This is a genomic window from Mycobacterium colombiense (assembly GCF_003284935.1).
Taxonomy (GTDB): domain Bacteria; phylum Actinomycetota; class Actinomycetes; order Mycobacteriales; family Mycobacteriaceae; genus Mycobacterium; species Mycobacterium arosiense_A.
On sequence record NZ_QMEV01000017.1, the window covers coordinates 1 to 16,400 of the forward strand.

17 protein-coding genes and 1 pseudogene are annotated in these 16,400 nt (G+C 68.0%); 14 read left to right on the forward strand and 4 right to left on the reverse strand.

Annotated features, from left to right (window positions below):
- From DQP57_RS10625 to mqo, 3 genes are all read right to left on the reverse strand, one after another.
- The coding region (locus tag DQP57_RS10625) for an ATP-binding protein (RefSeq protein WP_165821796.1) at positions 1–1,102 on the reverse strand (1,102 nt) is incomplete at its 3' end.
- Positions 1,099–1,569: a GNAT family N-acetyltransferase gene (locus DQP57_RS10630; RefSeq protein WP_112632938.1), complete on the reverse strand. Its 471-nt coding sequence runs from the start codon at positions 1,567–1,569 to the stop codon at positions 1,099–1,101. The genes DQP57_RS10625 and DQP57_RS10630, both read right to left, overlap by 4 nt.
- Positions 1,566–3,104: a malate dehydrogenase (quinone) gene (mqo, locus tag DQP57_RS10635; RefSeq protein WP_112632939.1), complete on the reverse strand. Its 1,539-nt coding sequence runs from the start codon at positions 3,102–3,104 to the stop codon at positions 1,566–1,568. Before mqo ends, DQP57_RS10630 begins: the two co-directional genes overlap by 4 nt.
- Before the next feature lie 159 nt (positions 3,105–3,263).
- Between mqo and DQP57_RS10640 the strand changes: the two genes are divergently transcribed.
- Positions 3,264–4,268 (forward strand): alpha/beta hydrolase, encoded by a 1,005-nt coding sequence (locus tag DQP57_RS10640; protein WP_112633014.1) that lies wholly within the window; start codon positions 3,264–3,266, stop codon positions 4,266–4,268.
- Between the two features lie 4 nt (positions 4,269–4,272).
- Complete coding sequence (mtr, locus tag DQP57_RS10645) at positions 4,273–5,652, forward strand: mycothione reductase (protein WP_112632940.1); 1,380 nt, start codon at positions 4,273–4,275, stop codon at positions 5,650–5,652.
- Between the two features lie 2 nt (positions 5,653–5,654).
- On the opposite strand, the gene DQP57_RS10650 is transcribed toward mtr, so the two are convergent.
- Entirely contained in the window at positions 5,655–6,155 is a 501-nt protein-coding gene (locus tag DQP57_RS10650) for a Fur family transcriptional regulator (protein WP_112632941.1), read from the reverse strand.
- Positions 6,156–6,314: 159 nt separating this feature from the next.
- On the opposite strand from DQP57_RS10650, the gene DQP57_RS10655 reads away from it, so the two are divergent.
- From DQP57_RS10655 to DQP57_RS10705, 12 genes and pseudogenes are all read left to right on the forward strand, one after another.
- Positions 6,315–7,427 (forward strand): HoxN/HupN/NixA family nickel/cobalt transporter, encoded by a 1,113-nt coding sequence (locus DQP57_RS10655; RefSeq protein WP_112632942.1) that lies wholly within the window; start codon positions 6,315–6,317, stop codon positions 7,425–7,427.
- 97 nt (positions 7,428–7,524) lie between these two features.
- Positions 7,525–7,860 carry a hydrogenase maturation nickel metallochaperone HypA gene (locus DQP57_RS10660; RefSeq protein ID WP_112632943.1) on the forward strand — a complete coding sequence of 112 codons (336 nt, stop codon included), beginning with the start codon at positions 7,525–7,527 and terminating at the stop codon, positions 7,858–7,860.
- A gap of 27 nt (positions 7,861–7,887) precedes the next feature.
- Positions 7,888–8,661, forward strand: coding sequence for a hydrogenase nickel incorporation protein HypB (hypB, locus tag DQP57_RS10665; protein WP_112632944.1), 774 nt, complete (start codon positions 7,888–7,890; stop codon positions 8,659–8,661).
- 247 nt (positions 8,662–8,908) lie between these two features.
- Positions 8,909–9,964, forward strand: coding sequence for a hydrogenase expression protein HypE (locus DQP57_RS10670; protein ID WP_066870342.1), 1,056 nt, complete (start codon positions 8,909–8,911; stop codon positions 9,962–9,964).
- 102 nt (positions 9,965–10,066) lie between these two features.
- Positions 10,067–11,866, forward strand: coding sequence for a nickel-dependent hydrogenase large subunit (locus DQP57_RS10675; RefSeq protein ID WP_112632945.1), 1,800 nt, complete (start codon positions 10,067–10,069; stop codon positions 11,864–11,866).
- 58 nt (positions 11,867–11,924) lie between these two features.
- Positions 11,925–12,836, forward strand: coding sequence for a NifU family protein (locus DQP57_RS10680; protein WP_112632946.1), 912 nt, complete (start codon positions 11,925–11,927; stop codon positions 12,834–12,836).
- Positions 12,837–12,882: 46 nt separating this feature from the next.
- Positions 12,883–13,527 (forward strand): DUF5947 family protein, encoded by a 645-nt coding sequence (locus DQP57_RS10685; RefSeq protein WP_112632947.1) that lies wholly within the window; start codon positions 12,883–12,885, stop codon positions 13,525–13,527.
- The gene (locus tag DQP57_RS10690) at positions 13,524–14,165 is read left to right on the forward strand and encodes a DUF6084 family protein (protein WP_112632948.1); all 642 of its coding nucleotides are present in this window, start codon (positions 13,524–13,526) and stop codon (positions 14,163–14,165) included. The genes DQP57_RS10685 and DQP57_RS10690 overlap by 4 nt, the downstream gene beginning before the upstream one ends.
- Positions 14,162–15,515, forward strand: a pseudogene (locus DQP57_RS10695) (hypothetical protein); the annotation flags it as partial. The gene DQP57_RS10690 and the pseudogene DQP57_RS10695, both read left to right, overlap by 4 nt.
- The gene (locus tag DQP57_RS27615) at positions 15,506–15,625 is read left to right on the forward strand and encodes a DUF6893 family small protein (protein WP_430918788.1); all 120 of its coding nucleotides are present in this window, start codon (positions 15,506–15,508) and stop codon (positions 15,623–15,625) included. The pseudogene DQP57_RS10695 and the gene DQP57_RS27615, both read left to right, overlap by 10 nt.
- A 17-nt stretch (positions 15,626–15,642) precedes the next feature.
- The gene (locus DQP57_RS10700; protein ID WP_112632950.1) at positions 15,643–16,134 is read left to right on the forward strand and encodes a hydrogenase maturation protease; all 492 of its coding nucleotides are present in this window, start codon (positions 15,643–15,645) and stop codon (positions 16,132–16,134) included.
- A gap of 3 nt (positions 16,135–16,137) precedes the next feature.
- Positions 16,138–16,398 carry a HypC/HybG/HupF family hydrogenase formation chaperone gene (locus DQP57_RS10705; RefSeq protein ID WP_112632951.1) on the forward strand — a complete coding sequence of 87 codons (261 nt, stop codon included), beginning with the start codon at positions 16,138–16,140 and terminating at the stop codon, positions 16,396–16,398.
- Positions 16,399–16,400: the final 2 nt, after the last annotated feature.

Here is a 16,400-nt window from a genome sequence, read left to right on the forward strand (position 1 = left end):
CCCCGACACCGGGAACCCGCAGCGCGCGGGTGCGAAACGTCGCCGATGGCGGCGCGCTGGGCCTGGTCGTCGGCGCCTGCGGCTTGCCTTTTTGCGCTGGGTTCTGTTGCGGCGCATCATGTTCGGCCTCGGTGGATGCACCGCCGCCGGGCGGGTCGGGGTCGGGGTCGGGGTCGGGGTCGGCACCGGCACGCGCCAGGGCCTCGTCCAGCTGGTCGCGATCGATGCCCGGATCGTCGAACGGGTCGCGGCGGCGGCGATGCGGCAATGCCAGTTCGGCGGCCACCCGGATGTCCTCTTCCCCGACGGTGTCCGCGCCGCGCCACGCGGCATGCGCGACGGCGGTGCGGGCCACCACCAGGTCGGCGCGCATCCCGTCGACGTCGAACGCCGCGCACAAGGCGGCAATGCGCCGTAATTCGTTGTCGGGCAACACCACATCGTCGACGAGGGCACGCGCGGCGGCGATGCGCCGGGCCAGCTCGGCGTCGGCGTCGGCGTAGCGCTCGGCGAAACCCTCCGGGTCGGCCTCATACGCCATCCGCTGCCGGATGACCTGCACCCGCACGTCGACGTCGCGGGAGGCGTGCACGTCGACGGTGAGCCCGAACCGGTCCAGCAGCTGCGGACGCAGTTCGCCCTCCTCGGGATTCATCGTGCCGATCAACACGAAGCGGGCCTCGTGCGAGTGCGAGATGCCGTCGCGTTCGATGTGCACCCGGCCCATCGCCGCGGCGTCGAGCAGAACGTCGACGAGGTGGTCGTGCAGCAGGTTGACCTCGTCGACGTAGAGCACCCCGCCGTGCGCGCGGGCCAGCAGGCCCGGCGAGAACGCGTGCTCCCCGTCGCGCAGCACCCGCTGCAGGTCCAGCGAGCCGATCACCCGGTCTTCGGTTGCCCCGAGCGGCATTTCGACCAGGCCGGCGTCGCTGCCGGTGGCCTCGGACAGCAATGCCGCGAGGCCGCGCACGGCCGTCGACTTGGCGGTGCCCTTCTCGCCACGGATCAGCGCGCCGCCGATCTCGGGGCGCACGGCGCACAGCAACAGGGCCAGGCGCAGCTGATCGTGGCCGACGATCGCGCTGAACGGGTAGGGCTTCACGGCGTGACCGCCAATCCGGAACCGGGCCGCAACATGGGCACGTGCGGAACGCCGTCGTCGAGGAAATCGTCGCCGTCACGCACGAATCCGTGCTGGGCGTACATCTCCGCCAGATACGTCTGCGCATTGATCCGGCACGGGTAATCACCCACCTCGGCCAGCGCCGCGCGCAGCAGCCGGGTGGTGTGGCCCTGACCGCGCGCGGCGCGTTTGGTGCACAGCCGCCCGATCCGGAACGCCTTCTCGCCCCCGGCGTGTTCCTCCATCAGCCGCAGCGTGGAGATCACCTCGCCCCCAGTCGTTTCCAGCCAGAAGTGCCGTGTTTCGGCCAGCAGGTCGCGCCCGTCCAGTTCCGGATACGGGATCGCCTGTTCGACGACGAACACCTCCACCCTCAGCTTGAGCAGCTCGTAGAGTGTTTGAGCGTCAAGGTCTTTGGCCCAAATACGTCGCAGTGCTTCTGTCACTGGCGCCGCTCCTCCTCATCGCTTCGTCCCCCGCAAGCGGGCGGTCCCCCCGCATCGCTCAACCCCAAAACCTTCGTTCCCCAGGAAAAGACTTCGTCGTAGAGCGCCGGCTCGTCCGACAGCGTCGCCCCCAGCGACGGGACCATCTCTTTGAGCGCGGGCAGCCACGACGGAAATCGGTTGGCGAAGCAGCGTTCCAGCACCCCGAGCATGATCGGCACCGCGGTCGACGCCCCGGGAGAACCGCCGAGCAGACCCGCGATGCTTCCGTCGGCGGCGCCCACCACCGTGGTGTCGAAATCGAGCACCCCACCCTTGCGCCTGTCCCGCCGGATCACCTGTACCCGCTGGCCGGCCACCGTCGGCTCCCAATCCGAACCCGTTGCGCGGGGCGCGAATTCGCGCAGCATGCGCAGCCGATCCGGCGTCGACAACCGCAGCTGGCCGAGCAAATACCTGAGCAGCGCCAGCTGCGTGATGCCGACACCGACCAGGGAGGCCAGGTTGTCCGGCTTCACCGAGCGGGGCAGATCGGTGAAGTGGCCGTGTTTCAAGAACTTCGGCGACCAGCCGGCATACGGGCCGAACACCAGCCAGGGTTTGCCGTTGACATAGCGCAGGTCCAGGTGCAGCGCACCCAGGGGCGGGGCGCCGGCAGCGGGTGCGCCGTAGACCTTGGCGCGGTGCGCGGCGGTCAGCGCCGGGTTGCCCGCGCGCAGGAACCGGCCACCGATCGGGAATCCCGCGTAGCCCTTCACCTCGTCGATGCCGGACTTCTGCAACAGCGGCAGTGCGTCACCGCCGGCCCCGACGAAGACGAATTTGGCGTTCAGCCGGCGCTTTTCGCCGGTGCGCCGGTTGCGGACCAGCAGCGTCCAGGTGCCGTCGGACTGGCGGGACAGGTTGCGGACCTCGTGACCGAACAGGGCGGTCGCGCCGCCGCGCACGCAAAACCCGACGAGTTGTCGTGTCAGGGCCCCGAAGTCGACGTCGGTGCCGTGGGCGGCCCAGTTGAGCGCCGTCGGTTCGGAGAAGTCGCGCCCGGCGGCCATGAAAGGCAACCGGCGGGCGAACTCGGCCGCGTCCTCGATCAATTCGATGCCGGCGAACAGTGGGTTGGCCGCCAGCGCCCGTTGCCGTCGCCGTAGATAGTCGACGCGCGCAGCCCCGCGCACGAAGCTCGCGTGCGGGACGGCGGTGACGAATCCGCGATCGGTCAGGATGCCGTTCTCGACGGCGTAGGCCCAGAACTGGCGGGTCACCTGGAACTGCTCGTTGATGCGCACCGCTTTGCTGATGTCGATCGAGCCGTCGGCGCGTTGCGGTGTGTAGTTCAGCTCGCACAGCGCCGAATGCCCGGTGCCGGCGTTGTTCCAGGGGCTGCTGCTCTCGGCGGCCACGGCGTCCAGACGCTCGACGAAGGTCATCGACCAGTCCGGCTGCAGCCGGCGCAGCAACGCCGCCAGCGTCGCGCTCATGATGCCCGCGCCCACCAACACGACGTCCGTCCGTGTGGTTGTGGCTAGCGATGACACCGGCGTGCTGGTCCTTCCCTCGACTGGGCCGATCCTCAGGTTATCCCGACGCAAAGTGGCCGCGAACGACGTGCGGCGCCCGGCCGCCAGCAAAAGCTCTAAGCTGGCTTGGTGAAAGGCGGGGTGACTGGCAGGGCGACCGGCGACGCGACCGACTGGGTGCCCGATGTCCTTCCCGGTTACTGGCAGCGCAGCCTCGCCCTTGGCCCCGATCCGGCCGGCGAGGGCGACATCGTCGCGACCCTGATCCGGCGCGGACCCGAGCCCCGGCAGTCCGGCGGCGAGACGGGGCAGGCGGTGCTCGCGGTGCACGGCTACACCGACTACTTCTTCCACACCGAACTTGCCGATCATTTCGCCGCCCGTGGCTTCACGTTCTACGCACTGGACCTGCACAAGTGCGGGCGGTCGCGGCGCGACGACCAGACGCCGCACTTCATCACCGACCTCACCAACTACGAGACCGAACTCGATCGGGCGCTGTCCGCGGTCGCGGCACACGGCCGGGTGCTGGTGTACGCGCATTCCGCGGGCGGGCTGATCGCGTCGCTGTGGCTGGACCGGCTGCGCCGGCGAAACCCGGCCGCCCACGGGGCCGTTCGCGGCTTGGTGCTCAACAGCCCGTTCTTGGAGCTGCCCGGGCCGCCCATTCTGCGGCACTCCGTGACGGTGGCGCTGATCGCGGGCCTGTCCCGGGTGCGATCCAAGGGGGTGGCCCGGGCACCGGGCGAGGGTGGTTACGGCACCACCTTGCACCGCGACTACGGCGGGGAATTCGACTACGACCTGCAGTGGAAACCGGTCGGCGGCTTCCCCATCACCTTCGGCTGGCTGCACGCCATCCGCCGCGGCCAGGCCCGGCTGCATCGCGGCCTGGACGTCGGCGTGCCGAACCTGATCCTGCGCTCGGATCACAGCGTGCGCGAGAGCACCGATTCGGCGGCCATGCAGCGCGGCGACGCGGTCCTCGACGTCACCCAGATCGCCCGCTGGGCCGGCTGTGTCGGCAACCGCACCACCGTCGTCCCGGTGCCCGACGCCAAACACGACGTGTTCTTGTCCCTGCAGGGCCCGCGCGAAGTCGCCTATCGGGAACTGGACCTCTGGCTCGAGGGCTACCTGCGCACCGACAACGACGCCTCGGCATCGTTGCGAAAGGGGTGACGGCTTGGAGACTTACGACATCGCGATCATCGGAACCGGTTCGGGCAACAGCATTCTCGATGACCGATTCGCCGACCAGCGGGTGGCGATCTGCGAAGAGGGCACCTTCGGTGGCACCTGCCTGAACGTCGGGTGCATCCCGACGAAGATGTTCGTCTACGCCGCCGAGGTCGCCCAGACGATCCGGGACGCGGCGCGCTTCGGCATCGACGCACGCATCGACCGGGTGCGCTGGGACGACATCGTCTCGCGGGTCTTCGGGCGCATCGACCCGATCGGGGTCAGCGGTGAGGATTACCGGTGCGCCTCACCCAACATCGACGTCTACAAGCAGCACACCCGATTCGGTGCGGTGCAGCCGGACGGACGCTACCTGTTGCGCACCGATGCCGGCGACGAATTCGCGGCCGACCAGGTGGTGATCGCGGCCGGGGCACGGGCCGTGGTCCCCCCGGCGATCCTCGAGTGCGGCGCCCGCTACCACACCAGCGACACGATCATGCGACTCTCCGAGCTGCCAGAGCATCTGGTGATCGTCGGGGGCGGTTTCGTGGCAGCCGAATTCGCCCACATCTTCTCCTCGCTCGGCTCGCGGGTCACCCTGGTGGTCCGCGGCTCCGCCTTGCTGCGGCATTGCGACGACGTCGTGTGCAAACGCTTCACCCGCATCGCGTCGAGCAAATGGGAGCTACACACCCACCGCAACGTCGTGGGCGCCGAGAACCGGGGCTCGGGCGTCGCGGTGGAACTCGACGACGGTCACACCGTGCACGCCGACGCGCTGCTGGTGGCGACCGGGCGGGTGTCCAACGCCGACCAACTCGACCTCGAGCAGGCCGGCGTCGCCGTCGAGGACGGTTTGGTGGCCGTCGACTGCTACCAGCGCACCACGGCGCGCGGGGTTTTCGCCCTCGGCGACGTGTCCTCGCCGTATCAGCTCAAGCACGTCGCCAACCACGAGGCGCGCGTCGTACAGCACAACCTGCTCTGCGACTGGGACGACACCGACGCGATGGCCCTCACGGACCACCGTTACGTGCCGTCGGCGGTGTTCACCGATCCGCAGATCGCCTACGTCGGGTTGACCGAAAACGAAGCCATCGCACAGGGTTTCAAGATCTCGACCAAGATTCAGGACTACGCCGACGTCGCCTACGGCTGGGCGTCGGAGGACACCACCGGGATCGTCAAGCTCATCGCCGAGCGCGGCACCGGGCGGCTGCTGGGCGCGCACATCATGGGCACGCAGGCATCGTCGATCATCCAGCCGCTGGTCCAGGCGATGAGCTTCGGCCTCACCGCACCGGAGATGGCCCGCGGGCAGTACTGGATCCACCCGGCGCTGCCCGAGGTGGTGGAGAACGCGCTACTGGGTCTGTGCTGACCTCAGCGGCGGCGCGATCGCGGGTCGGCCTGGTCGTCCTGGTCGTCCTGACACTGCGGGCACAGGCCGTGCAGCGTCAGCCCCGCCGCGTCCGACAGCGCGAAGGAACTGCCCTCCATCGCCTGCTCGAGGGCCGAACTCAGCTGGCGGGCGGGCACCTCGATGATGGTGCCGCAGTGGGTACAAACCGCGTGATGGTGCGGCGCGGTGGCCAGCCCGTAGGTCGTCACACCGCCGTCGAGCGCCAACGCGTGCAGCACCCCCTGCTCCACCAGAGTGGTCACCGTGCGGTAGACGGTCGCCACGTCGGGCGCGTGGGTGCCCGGCGGCAGGCACTCACGCATCCGCCGGTGGATCTCGGCGACCGGCAGGTGCCCGTTGACGGGTTCCAGCACCGCCAGGACCTGGATCCGCGAGGCCATCCGCCGCAGCCCCCGGGCGCGCAGGAAATCGCCGATCCTCTCGGTGACCGACGCATCCAGTACCGACGGCGTGGACGCCACGGGTTCAGTGTCGCGCCGACGCGGCGGAATCGCCAGTCCCCGGCGCGATCGAGGCCTCGCGAATTCCTGCGACTCACTTGCATCTGGCGACGCGTGGTACTTACAGTCGTGCCGGTGGTTCTCAGTCCCCTACCGCAAGGACGCGCCGGAAGGACCCCCGTGGCGAGCACCGAGATCGACTGGCAGCCGTCACGGGCGAGCAGGCTTCTCGGCGCCCTGACGCGGGCGGAGTGGTGGCGCCTGGCGGCGATGCTGGCGGTGATCGTCGCGCTGCACCTGCTCGGTTGGCTCACCATGGTCCTCCTGGTGGCGCCCGCCCAATACAGCTTGGGCGGCAAGGCATTTGGCGTCGGCATCGGATTGACGGCCTACACCCTGGGCATGCGGCACGCGTTCGACGCCGACCATATCGCCGCCATCGACAACACCACCCGCAAGCTGATGAACTCCGGCCAGCGCCCGCTGGCGGTGGGCTTCTTCTTCTCCCTGGGCCACTCCACCGTGGTGTTCGGGCTGGCTCTGCTGCTGGCGTGCGGGGTGAAGACGGTCGTCGGCCCGGTCGAGGACGACTCCTCGGCGCTGCACCACTACACCGGCCTCATCGGCACCAGCGTCTCCGGACTGTTCCTCTACGCCATCGCCCTGCTCAACCTCGTCGTCCTGGTCGGGATCCTGCGGGTGTCCACCCGACTGCGCCGGGGCGAATACGATCCCGACACCGACGCCGCCGAACTGGAGCGGCAACTGGGCAACCGTGGACTGATGAACCGGTTGCTCGGCCGCTTCACCGCGTCGATCACCAAGTCCTGGCACTGTTATCCCGTCGGGCTGTTGTTCGGGCTCGGTTTCGACACCGCCACCGAGATCGCGCTTCTGGTGCTGGCCGGCACCAGCGCCGCGGCCGGGCTGCCCTGGTACGCCGTCATGTGCCTGCCGGTCCTGTTCACCGCGGGCATGTGCCTGCTGGACACCATCGACGGCTCGTTCATGAATTTCGCCTACGGCTGGGCCTTTTCCAACCCGGTGCGCAAGATCTACTACAACATCACGATCACCGCGCTGTCGGTGGCCGTGGCGCTGCTGATCGGCAGCGTCGAACTGCTGGTCCTGTTCGCCGACCAGTTCGGTTGGCGGGGCGCGTTCTGGAGCTGGATCGGCGGGCTGGACCTCAACGCGATCGGCTACGCCGTCGTCGCCATGTTCGTCGCCACCTGGGCGGTGGCCCTCCTCGTGTGGCGCTACGGGCGCATCGAAGAGAAGTGGACCTCGTGAGTCGACCAAGAGCCTGACCGCCAAGCGCCGTTCGGGTGTAGAACAGTGCTCATGGGCTCGTTGGCCTGCGCCCGGCTCGGATCGCCGGTGACCGGCGATGCATGAGCTGTCGCTGTGCGAAGCGATCGCCGGTGTGGTCAGGCAGCACGCCGACGGCCGGCACGTCGAGGTGGTCCGGGTCCGCGTCGGTGCGCTGCGCCAGGTGGTGCCCGAGTCGCTGTCCTTCTGCTGGACCTTGGTCCGCGACGCCGAGGACATGCCCGACGCCGAACTGGAACTCGAATGCGTCAGCGCCGAAGTCCGGTGCCGCGCCTGCGGCGGGCGATCCGAGATCACCTCCCCATGGTCGATCTGGTGCCCGCGCTGCGACAGCTCCGATGTCGAGGTGCTGCGCGGCAACGAGTTCTTGGTGACCTCACTGGATGTGTCATGAACGGCCGCATCGTGAAAGGCGTTGACGATGGGTAGATTTCATCGGCACGACGACGGGACCGTGCACAGTCACTCCCACGATGACCTTCCCCACGACCACGATCGCGGCGACCACAGCCGCTATCGGACCGGCGGCCAGCGCGTCGAGGTGCTGGAGGCGATCTTCGCCGAGAACGACGCGCTCGCCGACGCCAACCGGGCGGCGTTCGAGAGCAACGGGGTACGCACCCTCAACCTGATGAGCTCGCCGGGCTCGGGCAAGACCACCATCCTGCAGGCGACGCTCGACGAGCTCGCCGGCGACCTGGCCATCGGGGTGATCGAGGGTGATATCGCCACCGACCTGGACGCGGCCAAGCTCAGCGGTCGCGGCGCCCAGGTGTCACTGCTCAATACCAGCAACGGATTTGGCGGCGAGTGCCACCTCGACGCGCCCATGGTCAACCGGGCACTGCCCGGCCTCGATCTGGGCGCGCTGGACCTGGTGGTCATCGAGAACGTCGGCAATCTGGTCTGCCCGGCGGAATTCGACGTCGGCGAGCATGCCAAGGCCATGGTCTATTCGGTGACCGAAGGCGAGGACAAGCCGCTGAAGTATCCGGTGATGTTCCGGTCGGTCGACGTGGTGCTGCTGAACAAGATCGACCTGGTGCCCCACCTGGACGTGGACGTCGACACCTACATCGCCCACGTTCGCAAAGTCAATGCGACAGCGACGATTCTGCCCGTCAGTGCCCGCACCGGCGATGGCATGGCCGCGTGGTTCGGCTGGCTGCGCCGTTTCGCCACCGAGGGGGCCTGAACGGCCCGCACTCCTGCGAAACATTCGCAGGACGATCGGCCCGCTTTGGTTCACCCGTTGGGGCGGGTCAGCCAAGCGCGACAAGGCTTTTCGGTGGTGTGCAACACGTGCCTACTAATCGGTAATGTGGAACCGTTGACAACGCACGATAGCGGGAGTAGACCCAAAAAATAGCGCTGCGCAAGTGGGCCGACGGTCGACTCCGGCGGCGCCAGGAGCCCCCAGCCCGGCTCCGGAAAGCTGCAGCATGCCAACGGAAGCAGCAGTCAAGGCAGAACAAACATTGATCCATGTTCTCTGGATCAACGCGGGCCTCAGTTGTGATGGCGATTCGGTGGCATTGACTGCTGCCACCCAGCCCAGCGTCGAGGAGATCGCCTTGGGGGCGTTGCCCGGACTCCCCCAGGTGGCCGTGCACTGGCCGTTGATCGACTTCGAATGCGGACCCAACGGAGGCGCGGACGACTTCCTGGAGTGGTTCTTCAAAGCCGACCGCGGCGAGCTGGAACCGTTCGTGCTCGTGGTCGAGGGTTCCATCCCGAACGAGAAGATCAAGGACGAGGGCTACTGGTGCGGCTTCGGCAACGACCCGGCCACCGGACAGCCGATGACCACCAGTGAGTGGCTCGACCGGTTGGCGCCCAAGGCCACCGCCATCGTGGCGGTGGGAACCTGCGCCACCTACGGGGGTATCCACGCGATGGCCGGCAACCCGACGGGGGCGATGGGCGTGCCGGACTACCTGGGCTGGGACTGGAAGAGCAAGGCGGGCATTCCGATCGTGTGCGTGCCGGGCTGCCCGATCCACCCGGACAACCTGTCGGAGACGCTGACCTACCTGCTGTACATGGCGACCGGTCAGGCACCGATGATCCCCCTCGACGACGCGCTGCGGCCGCAGTGGCTGTTCGGCAAGACGGTGCACGAGGGCTGTGACCGGGCCGGCTACTACGAGCAGGGTGACTTCGCCACCGAGTACGGGTCGCCGAAATGCATTGTGAAGCTTGGTTGTTGGGGGCCCGTGGTCAAGTGCAACGTGCCCAAGCGCGGATGGATCAACGGCGTCGGGGGGTGCCCCAATGTCGGCGGGATCTGCATCGGCTGCACGATGCCGGGATTCCCGGACAAGTTCATGCCGTTCATGGACGAGCCGCCGGGCGGCAAGATCTCGAGCACCGCGTCGGGGTTGTACGGAGCCGTGATTCGCAGTTTGAGGGGTATCACGGAACGCACCGTCGACAAAGAGCCGCGGTGGCGCCACAACGGCGACCAACTCACCACTGGAGCGCGCCGCACCTGGTAGGTCACCTACCGGGTCGGTGCGTTCCTTTATCACATTCGTAGCCGAAGAGCCGTCGCCGCATCAGCCAACGCGGAAACAGCCACAGCGGGAAGAAGTAACGCGATGACAACCATCAGCCCTGAAGCCACCTCAGCCAAGCGGGAACCTGGCCAACTGGTCGACATGGCCTGGGATCCCATCACCAGGATCGTGGGCAGCCTGGGCATCTACACCAAGATCGACTTCGAGAACAAGGAGGTCGTCGAGTGCCACAGCACCTCGTCGATCTTCCGCGGCTACTCGATCTTCATGAAGGGCAAGGATCCTCGCGACGCCCACTTCATCACCAGCCGCATCTGCGGCATCTGCGGTGACAACCACGCCACCTGTTCGTGCTACACCCAGAACATGGCCTATGGCGTCAAGCCGCCGCACCTGGGTGAGTGGATCGTCAACCTCGGTGAGGCCGCGGAATACATGTTCGACCACAACATCTTTCAGGAGAACCTGGTCGGCGTGGACTTCTGCGAGAAGATGGTCTCCGAGACCAACCCGAGCATGCTGTCGCTGGCCGAGAAGACGCCGGCCCCGCACGCGGACGCCCACGGCTACAAGACGATCGCCGACATCATGCGCTCGCTCAACCCGTTCAGCGGGGAGTTCTACCGCGAGGCCCTGGTGGTGAGCCGCTGGACGCGAGAGATGTTCTGCCTCATGGAAGGCCGCCACGTGCACCCGTCGACGCTCTACCCGGGCGGGGTGGGCACCGTGGCGACCGTCCAGCTGATGACCGACTACATGACGCGCCTGATGCGCTACGTCGAGTTCATGAAGAAGGTCGTGCCCATGCACGACGACCTGTTCGACTTCTTCTACGAGGCGCTGCCCGGTTATGAGAACGTCGGGCTGCGCCGCACCCTGCTGGGCTGCTGGGGCTCCTTCCAGGACCCGGAAGTGTGCAACTTCGAGTACAAGGACATGGAGCGCTGGGGCAACGCCATGTTCGTCACCCCGGGCGTGGTGGTCGACGGCAAGCTTGTCACCCACTCCCTGGTGGACATCAACCTGGGCATCCGAATCCTTTTGGGCAGTTCGTATTACGACGACTGGACCGACCAGGAGATGTTCGTCAAGACCGATCCGCTGGGCAACGCGGTGGACCGGCGCCACCCGTGGAACCAGCACACCAACCCGCACCCGCAGAAGCGGGACATCGAAGGTGGCAAGTACAGCTGGGTGATGTCGCCCCGCTGGTTCGACGGCAAGGATCACCTGGCGCTGGATACCGGCGGCGGCCCGCTGGCCCGGCTGTGGTCGACCGCGCTGGCCGGCCTGGTCGACATCGGTTACGTCAAGGCGACCGGCAACAGCGTCAAGATCAACCTGCCCAAGACGGCGCTGAAGGGGCCCGTCGAATTGGAGTGGACGATCCCGAAGTACGGCAGCAACACGCTCGAACGCGACCGGGCGCGCACGTACTTCCAGGCCTACGCGGCGGCCTGCGCTCTGCACTTCGCCGAGAAGGCGCTCGAGGAGATCCGGGCCGGGCGCACCAAGACGTGGGAGAAATTCGAGGTGCCCGACGAGGCCATCGGATGCGGGTTCACCGAGGCGGTGCGCGGCGTGCTCAGCCACCACATGGTGATCCGGGACGGCAAGATCGCCAACTATCACCCGTACCCGCCCACCCCGTGGAATGCCAACCCCCGCGACAGCTTCGGCACGCCGGGTCCGTACGAGGACGCGGTGCAGGGGCAGCCGATCTTCGAGGAGAACGGCCGCGACAACTTCAAGGGGATCGACGTCATGCGCACGGTGCGCAGCTTCGATCCGTGCCTGCCCTGTGGTGTGCACATGTACCTGGGAAAGGGCAAGTCCCTGGACAGACTGCACACGCCCACCCAGTCACCCGTCGAGCCGTGACGATCGCAAGCGCGGCGAAGCCGGGCGCAGCGGGTCGACACCATTAACGGAGTAAGACATGGCGGATCGCCCGAACCCCGATAACGACACGCAGTGGCGCGCGGCGGGCGATCGGATCCAGACGCTGCTGGATTCCTGCGCGGCGGGCGGGACCGCCGCGTATGACCGCGCGCAACAACTGGTCCGCGAAGTCGTCGGGCTCTACGGCGCCGGGCTGGAGCGCATCATGCGGATGGCCGGCCAGCCCGGGCCCGACGGGGGGCTGGCCGAGCGGCTGGCCACCGACGACCTGGTGGCCAGCCTGCTCCTGGTGCACGGGCTGCATCCGCACGACGTGCGCCGCAGGGTCGCCGACGCCCTGGATCGGGTGCGGCCCTACCTGGGCTCGCATGGCGGAGACGTCGACCTGCTCGAGGTCGCCGGCGACACCGTGCGGCTGGCGTTCACGGGCAGCTGCAAGAGTTGCCCGTCGTCGGCGGTGACGCTGGAACTGGCGGTGCAGGACGCGGTGCGCGCGGCGGCACCGGAGATCTCCTCGATCGAGGTGGTCACCGCCGCGGACACGACCGCCCCGGCGAACGTCATCCCCGCCGAATCGCTACTGGCGCATGTGCATTCGAATGGACACCGACCCGCCGCCTGGCACCGGGCCCCCGAGCTGGCCGAGCTATCCCCCGGCGAAGCCGCGGGATTCGTCATCGACGGGGTGGCCCTGCTGGCGTGCCGGGTCGGGGACCAGACCGTCGCCTACCGGGATCACTGCCCGGTGTGTGACGACTCACTGGCGGGTTCGCGCCTGCACGGTCGAATGCTGCGGTGTGCGCGCTGCCGCACGGAGTTCGACGTAGTCGGTGCGGGAGCCGCCGCGACCGGTGGTTCGGCCGGGCATCTGGAGCCGACGCCGCTGCTGACCCGAGACGGCGTTCTGTCGGTGGCCTTGCCGGCGGACGCGTTGGGGGCGCCGGCATGACCGCCGACGACGATGCAGAACGACGTGATGCTGAGGAGCGGCGCATATGACCGGCCCGTTCGACGTCCTGGCCCGCATCAGAAGCGACCGGCTCGCCCCCGAGCCCGCGGGCGAGCGCTGCGAGATGTGCGCGGAGCCGATCGCCGACGAACATCAGCACGTGGTCAACGTGGCCGGCCGCCAACTCATGTGCGTCTGCCGCGCCTGCTATCTGCTCTTCACCGACTCGGCGGCCGACCTGCGGTACCGCGCGGTGCCGGACCGGTATTTGTCGTTTCCCGATTTCGCGCTGGATCGCCTGGTGTGGGAGGCACTGCAGATCCCGGTCGGGGTCGCCTTCTTCTTCACCAACTCCGCCCTGGGCCACACCGTGGCCTTCTACCCCGGACCGGCCGGGGCATGCGAATCCGAGCTGGACATGCAGGTCTGGGAGACCATCCGCGACGCCGACCCGCGGGTGAACCTGCTCGCCGACGACGTGGAGGCGCTGCTGGTCCGGGTCGCCGACAACACCCAGGACGGCGAATTGCCACAACCGGAAACGTATTTGGTGCCGATCGACGCCTGCTACGAATTCGTCGGACGGCTGCGCATGGTGTGGCGCGGCTTCGACGGGGGCCAGCAGGCCCGCGAATTCATCGACGGTTTCTTCGACCGCCTGGCCGCCCGCGCCGCAAAGACACCGCAATGAACGTCAGCTTTGAAGTGCTGGACGTGGCGGCCGAACCCTATACGGTCAGCCCGGTTTTGACCGCCCGTGTCGCCGTCACCGCCGACGGCGATGACCCGGTGCACGCCATCGCCCTGCGCTGCCAGGTCCGCATCGAGCCGCTGCGCCGTTCCTACACCGATGACGAAGCGGCCGGCCTGATGGACCTGTTCGGCGGCCGCGAGCGCTGGGCCAGCACCCAGCGCACCTTCCTGTGGCAGCACTGCACCGCCATGGTGCCGGGGTTCACCGGCCACACCACCACGACGCTGTCGCTGGAGTGCACCTACGACTTCGAGGTGGCCGCCGCCAAATATCTGCACGCGCTGCGCGACGGCGCGGTACCGCTGCAGTTTCTGTTTAGCGGAACGGTTTTCGTCAACTCCGAGCGCGGGTTCTCGGTGCAGCAGGTGTCCTGGGACTGCGAGGACGACTACGCTATGCCCGTCACCGTCTGGCGCGACCTGATCGCACAGCACTATCCGAACAGCGGATGGATCCGGCTGAGCCACGGCACCATCGGCGAACTGGCCCGCTACAAGTCGGCGCGCGGGATGCTCGACCTCGACCACGCGGTCACCTCACTGCTGGATGCCACCGAGCGCGAGGTGACGCGATGACCTCGAGCTGGGATCGGGCCCGTGCCGTCGCCGACGCGGTGCTCTACGAGGGCTACCTGCTCTACCCGTACCGCGGGACGTCGAGCAAGAACCAATCACGTTGGCAGTTCGGGGTTGTGGGGCCGACCGGTGCGGCCGAGGCCGGTCTGGGCGAGGACGACACCCTGTCCGCGCAGTTCCTGGTCGACGACGCCCGGGCGCTGACGCTGGTGCTGCGTTTCCTGCAGTTGCAGCACCGGCGGGCCGAACGGGCCACCGGTGATGGCGATTTCGAACACGTCGACGAACTGAGGACCGCGACCGCGTCGTGGCTGACCTGGGACGAAGCCGTGGAGTGCGAGATCTCCTTCGGACCCCTCGCGTTCGGTGATCAACCCTGGTCGCTGCCGGTGACGGTCCGCGCGGCAACCGACCTCGAAGCCGTGGACGGCGGCCGGCTGGTCCGCGAACGACACGAGATTGCGGGCTTACTGACCGTCACCGCCGAGCCCGACGGCGACCTGCGGCGAGTATCGGTACGGATCACCAACACCGGTGCACCCGCACACGACAAGGCCGACGCCATCGAGCGATCCATGATCGGAACACACCTCATCGCCGAAGTGGTTGGCGGCCGGTTCATCTCGCTGCTCGAGGCGCCGCAGGCCGCGACCGATGCGGCGGCCCGGTGCGCCCAGCATCGCTGCTTCCCCGTGCTGGCCGGGCCGCCGGGCACCGACGACATTCTGCTGATCTCGCCGATCATCCTCTACGACCACCCCGAGGTCGCCGAACAAAGCGACACCGCGCTGTACGACTGCACCGAGATCGACGAGATCCTCACCCTGCGCGTCATGACCATGACCGACGACGAGAAGGCACAGGCCCGGGCCACCGACCCGCGGGCGGCGCGGATCATCGACGAATGCGACGCCATGTCGCCCGAGGCCATGGCCCGGCTGCACGGCGTGCTGCGCGACCCGCACGCGCCCGATGTCTGCGCCGCCCTGGTGCCCGAGGTTCCCGACGGGGTGGATTGGTGGGACCCGTTGGCCGACAACGCCGTCCGTCCCGAGGTCGACGCGGTGCTGGTAAACGGGATCCGGGTGGCGCGGGGCAGCAGGGTCCGGCTGCGGCCGCGGCGCAACGCCGACGCTCAGGACATCTTCGTCGCCGGCAAGACCGCCCGCGTCACCTCGGTGCACTCCGACGTCGAGGGCAACAAGCACGTCGGCGTCGTCGTCGACGAGGACCCGGCCGCCGACCTGCACGACTGGTACGGCCGTTACCTGTACTTCTCCCCGGACGAAGTCGAACCGCTGCAATCGCAGCACAGTACAAACCCCTGAAAGGAGTTCGCCATGGAAGTCCTCGGTTGGATCTTCATCGCCCTCGTCGCGCTGGTGGTCACGATCGCATTGGCGCTCGGCGCGATATCGGTACCGGATGCCCGCCGCTATCTGAAGTTGAGGCGGATGTAGCCGACGCGGGAGCCACCATGACTGCGCGCATCCTGGTAGCCGGGATCGGCAACATCTTCCTCAGCGACGACGGCTTCGGCTCCGAAGTGGTCCGCAACGCCGCGCTGCCCCAGGACGATCCGACGGTTCAGGTCATCGACTACGGCATCCGTGGCATGCACCTGGCCTATGACCTGCTCGAGGAGTGGGACACGCTGGTGCTCGTCGATGCCGTCCCCAGCCAGGGCCATCCCGGCACATTGCACGTCTTCCAGGCCGACCACGACCAGCCGTCGCAGACCAGCGGCCTGGACGGTCACAGCATGGACCCGGCCGCCGTCTTCGCCAGCCTGCGGGCACTCGGCGGGCGCCCGCCCTACACGGTGGTCGTCGGGTGCGAGGCAGGCAGCGTCCAGGAGGGCATCGGCCTGACCGAACCGGTCGCCCAGGCCGTCCCCCGGGCGGCAAGGGCGGTCGAGGAGATCGTCGCCGCGTTGCAGCCGTCCTTGTCGGCCGAAAAGTGGTGCTGAGCCATGTGTTTGGGGATACCGGGCCAGGTCGTCGGGATGCTGGACGGTTTCGAGGGGCAGCTCGCACTGGTCGACGTCGCCGGCGAACAGCGCAAGGTCAACGTCGGCATGCTGCCGGACGAGACGTTCGCTCCCGGTGACTGGGTGATCATCCACATGGGCTTCGTCGTCGAGAAGACCGATCGGGCCGGCGCCGACCAGGCCATGGCCGGGCTGGAGCTGATGGGCCGCGGTCACGGCGATCCCGAAGGGCCGTGGAGATGACC